At 53.4% G+C, this 14,365-nt stretch carries 17 protein-coding genes; 8 read left to right on the plus strand and 9 right to left on the minus strand.

The window, feature by feature from the left end; genetic code table 11:
- Genes M8Q36_RS01970 through hemW form a run of 4 tightly spaced genes read left to right on the plus strand, consistent with a single transcriptional unit; the run spans nucleotide 1 to nucleotide 2,585 of the window.
- Nucleotides 1-567: a YggT family protein gene (locus tag M8Q36_RS01970; protein WP_017457574.1), complete on the plus strand. Its 567-nt coding sequence runs from the start codon at nucleotides 1-3 to the stop codon at nucleotides 565-567.
- Nucleotides 564-854, plus strand: coding sequence for a DUF167 family protein YggU (gene yggU / locus M8Q36_RS01975; protein WP_020455169.1), 291 nt, complete (start codon nucleotides 564-566; stop codon nucleotides 852-854). The genes M8Q36_RS01970 and yggU overlap by 4 nt, the downstream gene beginning before the upstream one ends.
- A gap of 8 nt (nucleotides 855-862) precedes the next feature.
- Nucleotides 863-1,456, plus strand: a complete 594-nt coding sequence (locus tag M8Q36_RS01980; RefSeq protein WP_249879859.1) for an XTP/dITP diphosphatase — start codon at nucleotides 863-865, stop codon at nucleotides 1,454-1,456.
- A complete protein-coding gene (hemW, locus tag M8Q36_RS01985) occupies nucleotides 1,449-2,585 on the plus strand; it encodes a radical SAM family heme chaperone HemW (protein ID WP_249879860.1) in 1,137 nt (378 codons plus the stop codon). Before M8Q36_RS01980 ends, hemW begins: the two co-directional genes overlap by 8 nt.
- Before the next feature lie 54 nt (nucleotides 2,586-2,639).
- Here the strand turns inward: hemW and wzz(fepE) are convergent, their stop codons facing one another.
- The 4 genes from wzz(fepE) to trmB form a co-directional block, all read right to left on the minus strand.
- Nucleotides 2,640-3,743 carry an LPS O-antigen length regulator Wzz(fepE) gene (wzz(fepE), locus tag M8Q36_RS01990; RefSeq protein ID WP_249879861.1) on the minus strand — a complete coding sequence of 368 codons (1,104 nt, stop codon included), beginning with the start codon at nucleotides 3,741-3,743 and terminating at the stop codon, nucleotides 2,640-2,642.
- 327 nt (nucleotides 3,744-4,070) lie between these two features.
- Nucleotides 4,071-4,790 carry a YggN family protein gene (locus tag M8Q36_RS01995; protein ID WP_017457569.1) on the minus strand — a complete coding sequence of 240 codons (720 nt, stop codon included), beginning with the start codon at nucleotides 4,788-4,790 and terminating at the stop codon, nucleotides 4,071-4,073.
- A gap of 55 nt (nucleotides 4,791-4,845) precedes the next feature.
- Nucleotides 4,846-5,172 carry a YggL family protein gene (locus M8Q36_RS02000; protein ID WP_249879862.1) on the minus strand — a complete coding sequence of 109 codons (327 nt, stop codon included), beginning with the start codon at nucleotides 5,170-5,172 and terminating at the stop codon, nucleotides 4,846-4,848.
- Nucleotides 5,172-5,891 (minus strand): tRNA (guanosine(46)-N7)-methyltransferase TrmB, encoded by a 720-nt coding sequence (trmB, locus tag M8Q36_RS02005; protein WP_097406099.1) that lies wholly within the window; start codon nucleotides 5,889-5,891, stop codon nucleotides 5,172-5,174. Before trmB ends, M8Q36_RS02000 begins: the two co-directional genes overlap by 1 nt.
- A 142-nt stretch (nucleotides 5,892-6,033) precedes the next feature.
- On the opposite strand from trmB, the gene mutY reads away from it, so the two are divergent.
- The 4 genes from mutY to M8Q36_RS02025 all read left to right on the plus strand — a co-directional run bounded on the left by mutY (nucleotide 6,034) and on the right by M8Q36_RS02025 (nucleotide 10,068).
- Nucleotides 6,034-7,083 carry an A/G-specific adenine glycosylase gene (mutY, locus tag M8Q36_RS02010; protein ID WP_249879863.1) on the plus strand — a complete coding sequence of 350 codons (1,050 nt, stop codon included), beginning with the start codon at nucleotides 6,034-6,036 and terminating at the stop codon, nucleotides 7,081-7,083.
- 25 nt (nucleotides 7,084-7,108) lie between these two features.
- Nucleotides 7,109-7,384 carry an oxidative damage protection protein gene (locus M8Q36_RS02015; RefSeq protein WP_200553435.1) on the plus strand — a complete coding sequence of 92 codons (276 nt, stop codon included), beginning with the start codon at nucleotides 7,109-7,111 and terminating at the stop codon, nucleotides 7,382-7,384.
- A 109-nt stretch (nucleotides 7,385-7,493) separates the two neighbouring features.
- Complete coding sequence (mltC, locus tag M8Q36_RS02020; RefSeq protein WP_249882710.1) at nucleotides 7,494-8,576, plus strand: membrane-bound lytic murein transglycosylase MltC; 1,083 nt, start codon at nucleotides 7,494-7,496, stop codon at nucleotides 8,574-8,576.
- Nucleotides 8,577-8,814: 238 nt separating this feature from the next.
- Nucleotides 8,815-10,068: a nucleoside permease gene (locus M8Q36_RS02025; protein ID WP_020455178.1), complete on the plus strand. Its 1,254-nt coding sequence runs from the start codon at nucleotides 8,815-8,817 to the stop codon at nucleotides 10,066-10,068.
- A 241-nt stretch (nucleotides 10,069-10,309) separates the two neighbouring features.
- Here M8Q36_RS02025 and citG read toward each other — a convergent pair whose 3' ends face one another.
- Genes citG through citD form a run of 5 tightly spaced genes read right to left on the minus strand, consistent with a single transcriptional unit; the run spans nucleotide 10,310 to nucleotide 14,353 of the window.
- Nucleotides 10,310-11,137 (minus strand): triphosphoribosyl-dephospho-CoA synthase CitG, encoded by an 828-nt coding sequence (citG, locus tag M8Q36_RS02030; protein ID WP_249879864.1) that lies wholly within the window; start codon nucleotides 11,135-11,137, stop codon nucleotides 10,310-10,312.
- Nucleotides 11,115-11,654: a citrate lyase holo-[acyl-carrier protein] synthase gene (gene citX / locus M8Q36_RS02035; protein WP_249879865.1), complete on the minus strand. Its 540-nt coding sequence runs from the start codon at nucleotides 11,652-11,654 to the stop codon at nucleotides 11,115-11,117. Before citX ends, citG begins: the two co-directional genes overlap by 23 nt.
- Nucleotides 11,651-13,177: a citrate lyase subunit alpha gene (citF, locus tag M8Q36_RS02040; RefSeq protein ID WP_249879866.1), complete on the minus strand. Its 1,527-nt coding sequence runs from the start codon at nucleotides 13,175-13,177 to the stop codon at nucleotides 11,651-11,653. Before citF ends, citX begins: the two co-directional genes overlap by 4 nt.
- Nucleotides 13,178-13,187: 10 nt before the next feature.
- Nucleotides 13,188-14,063, minus strand: a complete 876-nt coding sequence (citE, locus tag M8Q36_RS02045; protein WP_086873483.1) for a citrate (pro-3S)-lyase subunit beta — start codon at nucleotides 14,061-14,063, stop codon at nucleotides 13,188-13,190.
- Complete coding sequence (gene citD / locus M8Q36_RS02050) at nucleotides 14,060-14,353, minus strand: citrate lyase acyl carrier protein (protein ID WP_249879867.1); 294 nt, start codon at nucleotides 14,351-14,353, stop codon at nucleotides 14,060-14,062. Before citD ends, citE begins: the two co-directional genes overlap by 4 nt.
- Between the last annotated feature and the right edge of the window lie 12 nt (nucleotides 14,354-14,365).

A 14,365-nucleotide genomic window follows, 5' to 3' on the forward strand; every position in this document is an offset into this window, starting at 1 on the left:
ATGAAGACGTTGACTTTCCTGCTCTCGACAGTGATTGAACTCTACACAATGGTTCTGCTGTTACGTGTCTGGATGCAGTGGGCACGCTGCGATTTTTACAACCCGTTTTCGCAGTTCGTGGTCAAGGCCACGCAGCCGATTGTCGGGCCGCTGCGCCGCGTGCTGCCCGCAATGGGGCCGCTGGATAGCGCCTCGCTGCTGATTGCTTTTGTTCTGTCGTTTATTAAAGCGATACTGATTTTTATGGTCATCACCTTCCAGCCGATTATCTGGGCCTCCGCCCTGCTGATTTTACTCAAAACCATCGGCTTGATGATTTTCTGGGTGCTGCTGGTAATGGCCATCATGAGTTGGGTCAGTCAGGGACGCAGCCCGGTGGAGTATGTGCTCATGCAGTTGACCGAGCCGCTGCTGCGCCCAATCCGCAGTCTGCTGCCGGCCATGGGCGGCATCGATTTTTCACCGATGATTCTGGTGCTGCTGCTGTATGTTCTGAATATGGGGATTGCGGAATTGCTGCAATCTACCGGCGATATTCTGCTGCCGGGGCTGTGGATGGCACTATGAGTGCCGTTGTTACCTGTGAAGACGGGCTGGTGTTGCAGCTGTATATTCAGCCTAAAGCCAGCCGTGACGCCATTATCGGGCTGCATGGCGACGAGTTAAAAGTCGCCATCACCGCCCCGCCAGTGGACGGCCAGGCCAATGCGCACCTGGTGAAATTCCTCGCTAAGCAGTTCCGCGTGGCGAAAAACCAGGTCGTGATTGAAAAAGGCGAACTGGGCCGCCACAAACAGATTAAAATCTCACATCCGCAACAGATCCCGACAGAAGTCGCGGCGCTGATACATTAGGATCCGCTATGCAAAAAGTTGTCCTCGCTACCGGTAATGCCGGTAAGGTGCGCGAGCTGGCCTCGCTGCTGAATGATTTTGGCTTTGATGTTGTCGCACAAACTGAGTTAGGCGTGGAGTCCGCCGAAGAGACCGGCCTGACGTTTATTGAAAACGCGATCCTCAAAGCCCGCCACGCAGCGCAAATTACTGGCCTGCCTGCGATTGCTGACGATTCCGGCCTGGCTGTCGATGCCCTCGGCGGTGCGCCGGGCATTTATTCCGCCCGTTATTCCGGCGTTGATGCCAGCGACCAACAGAACCTGGAAAAACTGCTCGACGCGCTAAAAGATGTGCCGGACGCTAAGCGCAAAGCACAATTCCATTGCGTACTGGTCTATATGCGTCATGCTGATGACCCGACCCCGCTGGTGTGCCACGGCAGCTGGCCTGGCGTGATTACGCGGCAGGCCGCCGGTAACGGCGGCTTTGGTTACGATCCGATTTTCTTTGTCCCTGCTGAGGGCAAAACCGCTGCGGAGCTCACCCGCGAAGAAAAAAGCGCGATCTCCCACCGTGGACAAGCGTTGAAACTGTTACTGGAAGCACTGCGTAATGGCTGATTTGCCGCCTCTGAGCCTTTATATACATATTCCGTGGTGCGTGCAGAAATGCCCGTACTGCGATTTCAATTCCCACGCATTAAAGGGCGAAGTGCCGCACGACGATTACGTTCAGCATTTGCTTAACGATCTCGATGCCGATGTCGCCTACGCGCAGGGACGTGAAGTAAAGACCATTTTTATTGGTGGCGGTACGCCGAGCCTGCTCTCTGGTCCGGCAATGCAAACATTGCTGGACGGCGTACGTGCGCGTTTGCCGCTCGCACTGGATGCAGAAATAACCATGGAAGCCAACCCCGGAACCGTGGAAGCCGACCGCTTTGTCGATTACCAGCGTGCCGGCGTGAACCGCATTTCCATTGGCGTACAAAGTTTTAGCGAAACGAAGTTACAGCGCCTGGGTCGTATTCACGGCCCGCAGGAAGCCAAACGCGCCGCGCGCCTGGCGAGCGGGCTGGGGTTACGCAGCTTTAACCTTGATTTAATGCACGGGTTGCCAGATCAGTCGCTGGAAGAAGCGCTGGATGACTTGCGCCAGGCAATTGCGCTCAACCCGCCGCATTTGTCGTGGTATCAGCTCACCATTGAACCTAATACGCTGTTTGGCTCACGTCCTCCGGCGCTGCCAGACGACGATGCGCTCTGGGACATTTTCGAACAGGGCCACCAGATCCTGACCGCCGCCGGGTATCAGCAATATGAAACCTCGGCTTACGCGAAGCCCGGTTATCAGTGCCAGCACAATCTCAACTACTGGCGTTTTGGCGACTATCTGGGGATTGGCTGCGGTGCGCACGGTAAAGTGACGTTCCCGGATGGGCGTATTCTGCGTACGGCAAAAACCCGTCATCCACGCGGTTATATGCAGGGCAATTATCTGGATAAGCAGCACGATGTGGAAGCGCAAGATAAACCGTTCGAGTTCTTTATGAACCGTTTCCGTCTGCTGGAACCCGCACCGCGTGCTGATTTTTCACGGTATACCGGCCTGGATGAACGCATTATTCGCCCGCAAATTGAGGAAGCTCTGAAGCTGAATTATTTGACGGAAAATGAAGAGAGCTGGCAGATAACAGAACACGGCAAGTTATTTCTTAATTCCTTGCTGGAACTATTTCTTGCCGAATAATTCAGGTGCTGGCTGTTCAGTTATTTGAACAGCCAGCCAGGAAACAATCCGCGGCTACAGAATATTACGCTGACGCATTGCGTGGCGCAGCAGCACAATACCACATGAAATAATCCCGCCGATCATCGCCGCCAGTACAAGAATTAACGCCTTGCCCGCGCCATCTTTTTTCATCGGAAGAGAGGGCGTCAGTTGGTATTTGATAGGGGAAAACTCAATATCTTTGATGTTAACTTTTTCAAGCTCCGACAAGGTATATTCCCGGTTCTGGAAATCCGCATTTAACTCAGTAACATCCTTAAGCGACTTTTCAATCCGCAGCTTTTCTGCGATCCCATCCGCGCCCAGCGCGATAGAAAAATCAGGGTCATCCTGTACGGATTGGCCATTACTGTAGACCGGGCGCTTGATTCCAGCGGCATTGGCGACTTCCAGCGAGTAATTCAGGCGTTTGATATTAGCATCATGCTTCGTCGTGATGCGCACCCGATCCATCTCCAGCACGTTTTTTTCGTAACTTTTACGCACGTCAACATCGCTACGCAGCGTATCCAGCGTCTCTTTCACCACCTGCGCTGACACATAATCGATATAGCTTTTAAGTACCTGCTGCGCTTCCGGTGCGCTCGGCGCGGTGAAGCTCAGCGACCATGAGGCGTAAGAAGAGTCACTAGTGCCGGGTTTGATGTTGTTGATGGCTTTAATTTTTTCCGATAACAGCACGACCGCGCGACGCAATTCGTGTTGATCAAAGTTCTGATCATGTAATTTCCCCAAAACCAGCGGAGAAGAGGCAAGAAACTCTTCTTTCAATGATTGAGAGTTAAATTTTTTCAGGAAAAGGTTAAATATCTCGTTAGCATCAATAGGCACTTTTACATCAAGCGCTTGCAGCGCAACCAGTGTTTTCTGTAACTCTGTCCACTGGATTTTTTCCGCTGGCGTAACCTCAGCCTGGCTGGTCCATTTCTGTGGCAATAATGCGGCAATAAAAAAACCGGCAACAGCAAATAACAGCACAGTCGCAATAATGAAAGCTTTACCTTTCCATAAAATACCCACCAAATTTAGTAGATCAATTTCGCTAGCTTTAAACTGAATGGGATGACTCTCAAATAAAGGAGGAGCCTGTTCTGGTTTGATATTTAATGATGACATAAGGTTATTTTGGTAAAAATCAAGTCCATGATTTGAAGCTGCGATATTAACATCAACAGGAACATTCCGAAAGCACACCAAATGTCATTTAAGGCACAGATATTGCTACCTTTTATTCAAAACCCACCAAATTTTGTAGTTTCGCATACTTTGTTGCACTTTTATTGGCCAGCGGAAATTTTTATGCCTGTTAAAAAGTACAGTGAGTAAGGGAAGAAAAGATAAGGATTATCTATATATAATTAAAGAAATAATAAAAAAAATTAAATAGAGTATATAGAAAAAAATACACAGCCTTTCTTTAAAAGAGAAGGCTGTGAAATTGGATTACTTTAACTGGGCGGTCAATGCCTTACGGCTCTCTTCCAGCGTCACTACACGCTTACAAACATCTTTCCCGAACTGCTGGAAATCCGCTTCCTGGTTTTTCCACTCGTTCTGGATTGCAGTTTGTAGACCGCCAAGGCTGCCTAAAACGTTTTGTAATGGGTTGCCGCCGCTTTTCAGCACTGCTTTCGCGCCCATTTCATTAATGCTGTCCTGCAGAATGCCGCCCATTGCCTGATTCACCAGTTGCTGGCCATCCGCGCGCACTTGCTCAATCGCTTTATAGTGGAAGGTCAGGCCATCGCTACGATGTTCAATAATGCGATTCATCTGCTCTTTTAATTGTGCATCAAGCTTGGTCAGGCGATTACGCATGCTGCTACTTTCACCTACCTCTTTAACGATGATTTTATCCAGCGCGATGCGGTTTTTCTCCACGCGGCTACGCGCGCCATCGTCGATCCACGGCAGCGCGCTGCGCAGTTCTGCCTGGTAATCTTTTGCCTGCTCGCGCTGAGCGGCGCTAAGGGTCGGTTGTTTGCCGTTGAACATCACGTTGCCATCCGGTGTGATAACCAGATTGCCGTTCTCGCCTTTCACCTGCACGGTTTGCGGGTTGATGATCACATCGTCACGCGGCGTGACGCTACATTGATAGTCGGCCTGAGCCGCGAATGCTGTAAGCGTTAGTGCCGCCGCCAGTAGCGTTTTGCGCATCATAAAAACTCCTGTAGAGACAAAACGGGCCAGCAAATGCTGGCCCCTTATGTTTTAGTTAGTCCCACCAAACGTCGAAAAGTTCGCTCACGCGCACCTCGGTCAACTGGTGTTCTTCAAGCCATTTACGCACGATGGCCTGATGCTCTTCAGTACATTTGCCAATCTCTTGCAGGCAAATCAGACCATCCCACGCCAGATAACCGCTACCGTCAAACGCCAGCTTGTTCGGCTCAATCACTTCCTGAATAAAGTCATCAACGATTTTATCAATCTGCTCTTCGCTGGTGCCTTCCGGGAAGCGCCATGCAACAGAAAAACCCAGTTCCTGAAATTCATCGATATGCATTTTTTTACGCAAACGACGGCTGCGGTTTGTTGCCATTATTTCACCCTCTCGAACATTAAGTCCCATACGCCGTGACCAAGACGATGGCCACGCTGTTCAAATTTGGTTACCGGGCGCGACTCTGGACGCGGCACAAAGTCGTTTGTCGCCGACAGGTTTTTGTAACCGTCGATGGACGTCATCACTTCCAGCATATGCTGCGCGTAAGCTTCCCAGTCTGTCGCCATATGAAACACGCCGCCCAGCTTGAGCTTGCTTTTCACCAGTTCAGCAAAGGGTACCTGAACGATGCGGCGTTTATTATGACGCGCTTTGTGCCACGGGTCAGGGAAAAAGAGCTGCACCATATTCAAAGAATTGTCAGGGATCATCTTGTGCAACACTTCTACAGCGTCGTGGCACATTACGCGCAGGTTTTCCACACCCTCTTCATGTGCGGAGGAGAGGCAAGCGCCAACGCCCGGCGAATGTACTTCAATGCCGAGGAAATCCTGCTCCGGTCGCGTTTTCGCCATTTCAACCAGCGACGCGCCCATACCAAAACCGATCTCCAGCGTGACAGGAGCTGTGCGGCCAAACAGCGTTGTGAAATCCAGCGGCTGCTCAGTGAACTCAACGCCCATCACCGGCCAGTAATTATCCAGCGCATGTTGCTGCCCTTTCGTCAGGCGGCCCTGGCGACGGACAAAGCTGCGAATGCGGCGCAACGGGCGGCCGTTTTCATCAAATTCCGGTGAAATGACGTCGTTATTCATAAAGTGATCTGCTTGTGAGAGTGTTCAGGAAACGGGCATTATCCAAAGTTCATCGCCCGATGCAAGCACCGGAAAGTTCCGGTTTACAGCTCATCGCCTCTGTGCTGCAATCTTCGCCCCTGATTACGTGATTCTGGTGACCATGCAAGCGTCTCAATTTTCAGCCCAGGTGCTGGGCTGGTACGACAAATACGGGCGAAAAACGCTGCCCTGGCAAATTGAAAAAACGCCTTACAAAGTATGGCTATCGGAAGTGATGTTGCAACAAACGCAAGTAACAACCGTAATCCCCTACTTCCAGCGCTTTATGGCGCGTTTTCCAACGGTGACCGATCTGGCGAACGCACCGCTGGATGAAGTGCTGCATTTATGGACCGGGCTGGGTTATTACGCTCGCGCCCGCAACTTACATAAAGCCGCGCAGCAGGTGGCTAACCAGCACGGCGGGCGCTTCCCGGAGACGTTCGAAGAGGTTGCTGCGTTGCCGGGGGTTGGCCGCTCGACCGCGGGCGCTATCCTCTCTTTGTCGCTGGGCAAACATTTTCCTATTCTCGATGGCAACGTAAAACGCGTGCTGGCGCGCTGCTATGCGGTGGGCGGCTGGCCGGGTAAAAAAGAGGTGGAAAAGCGTTTGTGGGAGATCAGCACAGAGGTCACCCCGGCTCAGGGCGTCGAGCGCTTTAACCAGGCGATGATGGATCTGGGCGCGATGGTTTGCACCCGTTCGAAACCGAAATGCGAGCTCTGCCCGCTGCAAACGGGCTGTGAAGCCTATGCAGCGAACGCCTGGGCGCAATATCCGGGTAAAAAACCGAAACAGACGCTGCCCGAACGCACCGGTTATCTTCTGCTGATGCAGCATGAAGGCGAAGTATATCTTGAGCAGCGCCCACCGAGCGGGCTGTGGGGCGGGTTATTCTGCTTCCCGCAGTTCAGCGATGAGGCCAGTCTGCGGGCCTGGCTGGCGCAGAGGAAGATTAGCGCCGATAATCTCAGCCAACTTGTGGCGTTTCGCCATACATTTAGCCATTTCCATCTGGATATTGTGCCTATGTGGCTTGGCGTGTCCTCGTTCTCGTCTTGCATGGATGAGGGCGCAGGTCTTTGGTATAACTTAGCGCAACCGCCATCCGTCGGTCTGGCGGCTCCCGTGGAACGCCTGATACAGCAATTACGCGCCGAAGTCCGTTAGGCGCGCAAGCAAAGAGGATTATGTTATGAGCAGAACTATTTTTTGTACCTTCCTGCAACGTGAAGCGGAAGGGCAAGACTTCCAGCTCTATCCGGGCGATCTCGGAAAACGCATTTACAACGAGATCTCGAAAGAGGCCTGGAAACAGTGGCAGCATAAGCAAACCATGCTGATCAACGAGAAAAAACTCAACATGATGAACGTCGAGCACCGCAAACTGCTGGAAGAGGAGATGGTGAATTTCCTGTTTGAAGGTAAAGACGTGCATATTGAAGGCTATACGCCGCAAGAAAAAAAATAAGCCGCTGTTCACGCGCAATCACTGGTAATGCCGCGAATGCATGGGAAGGCATTGCCAGTGCGCAGAGAACACCGGCGCTAACACACCAACACAATTGCATCCCGGAATGATGAAAAAATATTTAGCGCTAGCGATTATTGCGCCGTTGCTGATTTCTTGTTCCAGTTCGAATAAAACGGGCGACGACTACAACGAAGCCTGGATTAAAGACACCAACGGTTTTGACATCCTGATGGGTCAATTTGCCCATAATATTGAGAATTTATGGGGTTTTAACGAGGTTCTGATCGCAGGCCCGAAAGACTACGTTAAATACACCGACCAGTACCAAACCCGCAGCCACATCAACTTCGACGAGGGGACGATCACCGTCGAGACGATCTCCGGTACCGATCCTGCGGCGCATTTGCGCCAGGCGATTATCAAAACCCTGCTGATGGGCGACGATCCGGGTTCTATCGATCTTTACTCCGATGTTGACGATATTCAGATCTCGAAAGAGCCGTTCCTGTATGGCCAGGTGCTGGATAACAATGGCGAAGCCATTCGCTGGCAATGGCGTGCAGCGCAGTTTGCGGACTATTTGCTGCAAACACGGCTGAAAAGCCGCAGCAACGGCTTACGGATGATCTACAGCGTGACCATTAACCTGGTGCCAAACCACCTGGATAAACGCGCGCATAAATACGTCGGTATGGTGCGCAAAGCGTCGCATAAATATGGCGTCGACGAATCGCTGATTCTGGCGATTATGCAAACCGAATCCTCTTTTAACCCATACGCCGTCAGCCGCTCCGATGCGCTCGGTTTAATGCAGGTTGTGCAGCACAGCGCCGGTAAAGATGTGTTCCGCGCGCAGGGGAAATCTGGTACGCCCGATCGCAGTTATCTGTTTGATCCGCAAAGCAACATCGATACCGGTACCGCCTATCTGGCGATGTTGAACAATATTTATCTCTCCGGTATTACTAACCCTACATCGCGGCGCTATGCGGTTATTACCGCTTATAACGGCGGTGCCGGCAGCGTGTTACGCGTCTTTTCCGCCGATAAAGTGCAGGCGGCAAATATCATCAACACCATGACGCCAGGAGATGTGTACCAAACCCTGACCACACGCCACCCCTCGGCGGAATCCCGCCGCTATCTCTACAAAGTTAACGCTGCGCAGAAAACTTACCGTCGCAACTAATCTGCTGCCTCTTTCGTCTGTACCAACGAAAGAGGCATAAGGTATTCATGTGAGTGATGCAAACGGTTGCGCTAAAGTGTGAGATACGTCACCATATAAAAATGCAATCAGAGGAAGTTTGCATTTTTATGTCGGGCATAACAAATTCGCCACCCCGTAGATGGTAGAATCCTGACACATAACAAACGCAATTGTGCCCATTCCAACATCTATCACTCTCCTTTGTGAGGAAATTAGCATGAATCTTAAGCTGCAGCTGAAAGTCATTATCTTTCTGCAGTTCTGCCTGTGGGGAAGCTGGCTGACTACGCTTGGCTCTTATATGTTCGTGACCCTGAAATTCCAGGGCGCGGAAATTGGCGCGGTGTATAGCTCGCTGGGTATTGCATCACTGCTGATGCCAACGCTGCTCGGTATCGTTGCGGACAAGTGGCTGAGCGCAAAATGGGTGTATGCTCTGTGCCATCTGGTTGGCGCGATTACATTATTTATCGCCGCAGGCGTCACCACGCCAGGCGCAATGTTCGCCATCATCCTGCTTAACTCGCTGGCCTACATGCCAACGCTGGGCCTGGTGAACACCATTTCTTACTTCCGCCTGAAATCCGCAGGCCACGATATCGTGACCGATTTCCCACCGATTCGTATCTGGGGCACCATCGGCTTTATTCTGGCGATGTGGGCGGTGAGCTTCTCCGGTTTCGAACTGAGCCACATGCAGCTCTACATTGGCGCGGCGCTGTCGCTGGTGCTGAGCCTGTTCTCTCTGACGCTGCCGCATATGCCGGTTGCTAAAAGCAAAGAGAAACAGACTTGGGTGGAAATGCTGGGCCTGAACGCTTTCGCGCTGTTTAAAAACAAGCGCATGGCAATCTTCTTTATCTTCTCGATGCTGCTGGGCGCCGAACTGCAAATCACCAACATGTTCGGCAACACCTTCCTGCACAGCTTCGACGCGAACCCGCTGTTCGCCAATAGCTTCATCGTGACACATGCGTCGGTGATGATGTCGATTTCGCAGATTTCCGAAACCGCATTTATCCTGGCGATCCCGTTCTTTATGAGCCGTTACGGCATCAAGAACGTCATGCTGATCAGTATCATCGCCTGGGTGCTGCGTTTTGGTCTGTTTGCTTATGGCGACCCGACGCCGTTCGGTACCGTGCTGCTGGTTCTGTCGATGATCGTTTACGGTTGTGCATTCGACTTCTTCAACATCTCCGGTTCGGTATTCGTGGAGAAAGAGGTGAATCCGGCTATCCGCGCCAGTGCGCAGGGTATGTTGCTGATGATGACCAACGGTTTCGGCTGTATTCTCGGCGGGATGGTGAGCGGCAAAGTAGTTGAGATCTACACCACTGCGGGCATCACCGACTGGAAAACCGTGTGGCTGATTTTCGCAGGTTACTCGCTGGTGCTGGCCTTCGCCTTCGTGATGCTGTTTAAGTATAAACACGTGCGTGAGCCAGAAGGCGTGGCGCAGAAAGCCTGAAACTGATAACCATCTCCTGAAGGTGGTTAACGATGCAAAGACAAAACCCGGCCTGAGCGCCGGGTTTTTTGTGGCCATTTGACCATCTCTTTTTGCGAAGGTGGTCAGCAACAGGCTTCGGTTTATTCTCTTTTGCTTTAAATCGTGCAGAACAGGCTGAGGCTTTTAATCATGCTTTTAGCGAGCGCCTCCTGGGCGCGATCAATACCATCTGCTATACAGGTGATTTTTTATAACCTACTTACAGCCCGGCAAGAACCCAGGCCACCGCCAGCAGATCGGCACTCCCGCCGGGGCTTAACCGACGAGCCATTAACGCCCGATCCATTTCGCGCAGCGCGTCGCTATCCCAGCCAGTTACCAGCAACCTCGCCGCATAATCCTGTACGTAGTGCAGCCCTTCAATACCACCGCGAGATACCAGATTGCTGTCGCAGTTCGCGGCCATCAGGCGCAGCAGCGCATTGTGTAACCGCCGCTCCCCGTGCTCCTGATGCCAGTACGGCAACACTGCACGGCGCACGGTGATAAACCCCTGCTCGGCTTCACCGCGTGCGCCAGTCAGCCCATACTGGCGAAACTGTTTTTCACCCGCCGTGATAGCCTGTGGGCGACCATCCAGTTCACGCGCCACTAATCCACAACAGATTTCACTCACCTGCTGGCAAAGCGCGTCAGCGCTAACCCTGCGCCCTTGTCCCTGCAAACGCCCGGCGGCGAAACAGAGCAGACCAAGCGAAAAAATGCCGCCCTTATGGGTGTTCACGCCCCCTGTCGCCGTGAACATCGCTTGCTCGCAGGCGATACCCATCGGGCGCAGCAGCCGTAGCTGCTCGCTGGCTGGTTTCTGCGCATGGGTTTTTCCTGCTTCGGCAAAGACCCTGAACCACGGCGTAATCGCCGCAATACTCTTTAAAAACAGCGCATGATCCATATCCTGGTGCGAGCCGTTATTGGCTCTGTCCACCAGCCCCGGTTTGGGGGTTAAATCCAGCTCAAGACGCAGCGCCTGCGCCGCAAGCTCAGGCACATCAGCAATGGCGGATTTAGTCGCGAGCAAACCAGCCATCGATTAATCTCTCCACGCGAGCAACTACATCTTCTAACGAATGGCGACGCGAACGGGCGCAGCCGTGTGCAGGTTCATCACATACCAGACAGCGGCGAGTATTTAGATCCAGCGAATGCCGCCCCACCTGCCCTGCTTTCGGGCAAAACACATCGAAATCCCACAATCTGCCAAGCGGATGGGTCTGTTCCATCTCCACGCACTGCGCTTTGATTTCCACCGCCGGGTGCTCCACGCACCACAACGCTTCCGCGCCGGTTGGCAGCCACAATACCTGCCTGTCCAGCACGCGCCAGCGGTTTTGCCACAACAACTGGTCACAGGCCTGGAGTGCCACGCCCATGGTATTGCGGTAACGAATACTGTCTTTTACCGCGCCGGGGGTAACCAGCGTCAGCGAAATAACCGGTTGTTGATAGTGAGTGAGCCAGTCAGCCTGACGCGCCGCGCGGCTATCTTTCGCCGCCAGCAGCGCTTCGAGGCTGACGCCCGCTCTCACGGGCGTCAGTGTGGTCATAGATTGTTCTCTTTAACCTGACGAACAACATCGATCACGCTGCCGTCGCGATAACGGATCACGCCAACAATGCGGTCAGTGAATGCGATCGGTTTCGGTTCGCCGGTCAGTGAAATCGCACGCTGGTAAAGCGCTTCGATGTCGACGATTTTCAGCCCTGCCGCCAGTAAACGCTCACGAATATCCGGTCGCGCCGGGTTAACAGCAATACCATGATCGGTGACCAGCACGTCGATGCTTTCCCCTGGTGTCAGCAACGTGGTCACGCGTTTTACAACGGTAGGAATGCGGCTGCGTAGCAAAGGAGCCACGACAATGGTGAGGTTGGCAGCTGCCGCGACATCGCAGTGACCGCCGGATGCGCCACGCATCACGCCATCAGAACCGGTGATGACGTTAACATTGAAGTCGACATCGATCTCCAGCGCGCTGAGGATCACCACATCCAGTTGATCGCAGCTAGCAGCTTTACCGCCCGGGTTGGCATAGACGTTGGTGGAGATCTCGACATGATTCGGGTTACAGCGCAGCGAAGCCGCCGCTTCGCCATCGAAACACTGCGTATCCAGCAGTTTTTCAATAAGCCCTTTCTCATGCAGATCCACCAGGCTACCGGTGATGCCGCCAAGCGCGAAGCGGGCTTTCACCCCGTGGCGCTCCATTTTTTCTTCCATGAAGCGCGTCGCTGCGGTCGCTGCTGCGCCGGAGCCGGTCTGCATGGAGAAACCGTCTTTGAAATAACCGGAGTGCTCGATCACATCCGCGGCGTAACGGGCGATCATCAACTCGCGCGGATTGCTGGTGACGCGTGCCGCGCCGACGCTGATTTTCGCCGGATCGCCCACGCTCTCTACCTGCACGATCAGATCAACCTGATCCTGACCAAGGCTCGCAGGCATATTCGGGAATGGCACCAGCTCTTCGGTCAGTAACACCACTTTTTTGGCGAACTGCGCGTCCACCATCGCGTAACCCAGCGAGCCACAGCAGGATTTCCCCTGAGTGCCGTTGGCGTTACCGAACTCATCGCTGCACGGCACCCCGAGGAAAGCGACATCAATGTTCAGCTCGCCATCCTGCAACAGCTTCACGCGCCCGCCGTGAGAGTGGATCTGAACCGGTTCCGCCATCAGGCCGTGAGAGATTGCATCCGCCAGCTTGCCGCGCATTCCGGAGGTGTAAATACGCGAAATCACACCGTTCTGAATATGCTCGATCAGCGCATCGTTGCAGGTCATCAGCGAACTGGACGCCAGCGTCAGGTTTTTAAATCCCAGACGCGCCAGCGTTGCCACGACGCTGTTGATCACACGATCGCCTTCGCGAAATGCATGGTGGAAAGAGATGGTCATGCCGTCTTTCAGACCACTGCGGGCAATCGCGTCTTCCAGCGTCGCGCACAGTTTGCGCGTGTGTTTGGTGTTGATATCCGCCAGCCATGGTGTTGCCGAATGCGCGCTTTCAAAGGGTTTTAAATCACGCAGGTGGGGAAAATTAACGTGAAGAAGCTCTGTTTGATTCATTGTTCTGTCCTTAACGACGCACGCCGGACGCAGCTGCACGTTCCAGCACCATCTGCGCATGATTAATAATCGGGGCGTCAATCATTTTGCCGTTCAGCGAAACCACGCCCAGGCCGTTGCGCTCGCCCTCTTCCGCCGCTTCGATAACCACTTTCGCGTGATCCACTTCCTGCTGAGTTGGCGCATAGGCGTTATGCAGCAGATCGATTTGACGCGGGTTGATCAGTGACTTGCCGTTGAAACCCATTTTGCGCACCAGGTCGACTTCGCGCAGGAAACCGGCTTCATCATTGACGTCTGACCACACCACGTCGAACGCATCAATTCCAGCGGCACGCGCGGCGTGCAGCACAGCGCAGCGCGCGTAGAACAGCTCGGTGCCGTCGCCACGTTCGGTTTGCATATCCATTACGTAGTCAAATGCGGCCAGCGCGATGCCAATTAAGCGCTGCGAGCTGCGCGCAATCGCAACGGCGTTAATCACGCCGATCGCCGACTCAATCGCCGCCATTACGCGGGTCGATCCCACTTCGCGACCGCAGGCCAGTTCGATGCGCTCCAGGTGGCGTTCCAGCTCGTAGATATCTTCCGGCGTATCCGTTTTCGGTAAACGCACCACATCAACACCAGCACGAACCACTGCTTCCAGATCTGGCAGGCCAAACGGCGTGTTCAGTGGGTTAATACGCACCACGGTTTCCATATCCTGATACATCGGGTGCTGTAGCGCGTGGAACACCAGTAGGCGCGCGGTGTCTTTTTCGCGCAGCGCTACCGCGTCTTCCAGGTCGAACATGATCGAATCAGGGCGGTAGATAAAGGCGGTGGAGAGCATGGCAGCGTTAGCGCCTGGCAGGAACAGCATGCTACGACGTAGTTTTTTCACAGCAGTTTCCCCCAGTCGATTTCAGTGCCTTCGGCGGCGCGCAGAATGGCGCTTTGCAGACGGGCGCGGATTACACAGTCCAGTGCGCCTTTGTCTTCAATGATGATTAAGCCCTGGCGAACCTCCATCGCGCGCAGCGTGGCATCCACTACCTTGCGGATTTGATCGCCGAACTGCTTCATCACCTCGCTGTGGATAACAATCTCCAGCTCGCCTTCTGCGGGGGCAATTTTCACCATCAGGTCGCTGGACTCCATCGTCCCGGCCAGCGCCTCCCTTACAATTTTCATAGTTATTTTCCT

The sequence above is a fragment of the Kosakonia sp. R1.Fl genome (assembly GCF_023516815.1).
Lineage (GTDB): Bacteria > Pseudomonadota > Gammaproteobacteria > Enterobacterales > Enterobacteriaceae > Kosakonia.

Bases quoted from the DNA above. Each gene is read 5' to 3' on its own strand.
- citF (WP_249879866.1), bottom strand. From the start codon at position 13,177: ATGAATCAAACAGAGCTTCTTCACGTTAATTTTCCCCACCTGCGTGAT.
- hemW (WP_249879860.1), top strand. From the start codon at position 1,449: ATGGCTGATTTGCCGCCTCTGAGCCTTTATATACATATTCCGTGGTGC.
- citX (WP_249879865.1), bottom strand. From the start codon at position 11,654: ATGACCACACTGACGCCCGTGAGAGCGGGCGTCAGCCTCGAAGCGCTG.
- M8Q36_RS01980 (WP_249879859.1), top strand. From the start codon at position 863: ATGCAAAAAGTTGTCCTCGCTACCGGTAATGCCGGTAAGGTGCGCGAG.
- yggU (WP_020455169.1), top strand. From the start codon at position 564: ATGAGTGCCGTTGTTACCTGTGAAGACGGGCTGGTGTTGCAGCTGTAT.
- citD (WP_249879867.1), bottom strand. From the start codon at position 14,353: ATGAAAATTGTAAGGGAGGCGCTGGCCGGGACGATGGAGTCCAGCGAC.
- M8Q36_RS01970 (WP_017457574.1), top strand. From the start codon at position 1: ATGAAGACGTTGACTTTCCTGCTCTCGACAGTGATTGAACTCTACACA.
- citG (WP_249879864.1), bottom strand. From the start codon at position 11,137: ATGGCTGGTTTGCTCGCGACTAAATCCGCCATTGCTGATGTGCCTGAG.
- mltC (WP_249882710.1), top strand. From the start codon at position 7,494: ATGAAAAAATATTTAGCGCTAGCGATTATTGCGCCGTTGCTGATTTCT.
- M8Q36_RS02000 (WP_249879862.1), bottom strand. From the start codon at position 5,172: ATGGCAACAAACCGCAGCCGTCGTTTGCGTAAAAAAATGCATATCGAT.
- M8Q36_RS02025 (WP_020455178.1), top strand. From the start codon at position 8,815: ATGAATCTTAAGCTGCAGCTGAAAGTCATTATCTTTCTGCAGTTCTGC.
- M8Q36_RS01995 (WP_017457569.1), bottom strand. From the start codon at position 4,790: ATGATGCGCAAAACGCTACTGGCGGCGGCACTAACGCTTACAGCATTC.
- trmB (WP_097406099.1), bottom strand. From the start codon at position 5,891: ATGAATAACGACGTCATTTCACCGGAATTTGATGAAAACGGCCGCCCG.
- M8Q36_RS02015 (WP_200553435.1), top strand. From the start codon at position 7,109: ATGAGCAGAACTATTTTTTGTACCTTCCTGCAACGTGAAGCGGAAGGG.
- mutY (WP_249879863.1), top strand. From the start codon at position 6,034: ATGCAAGCGTCTCAATTTTCAGCCCAGGTGCTGGGCTGGTACGACAAA.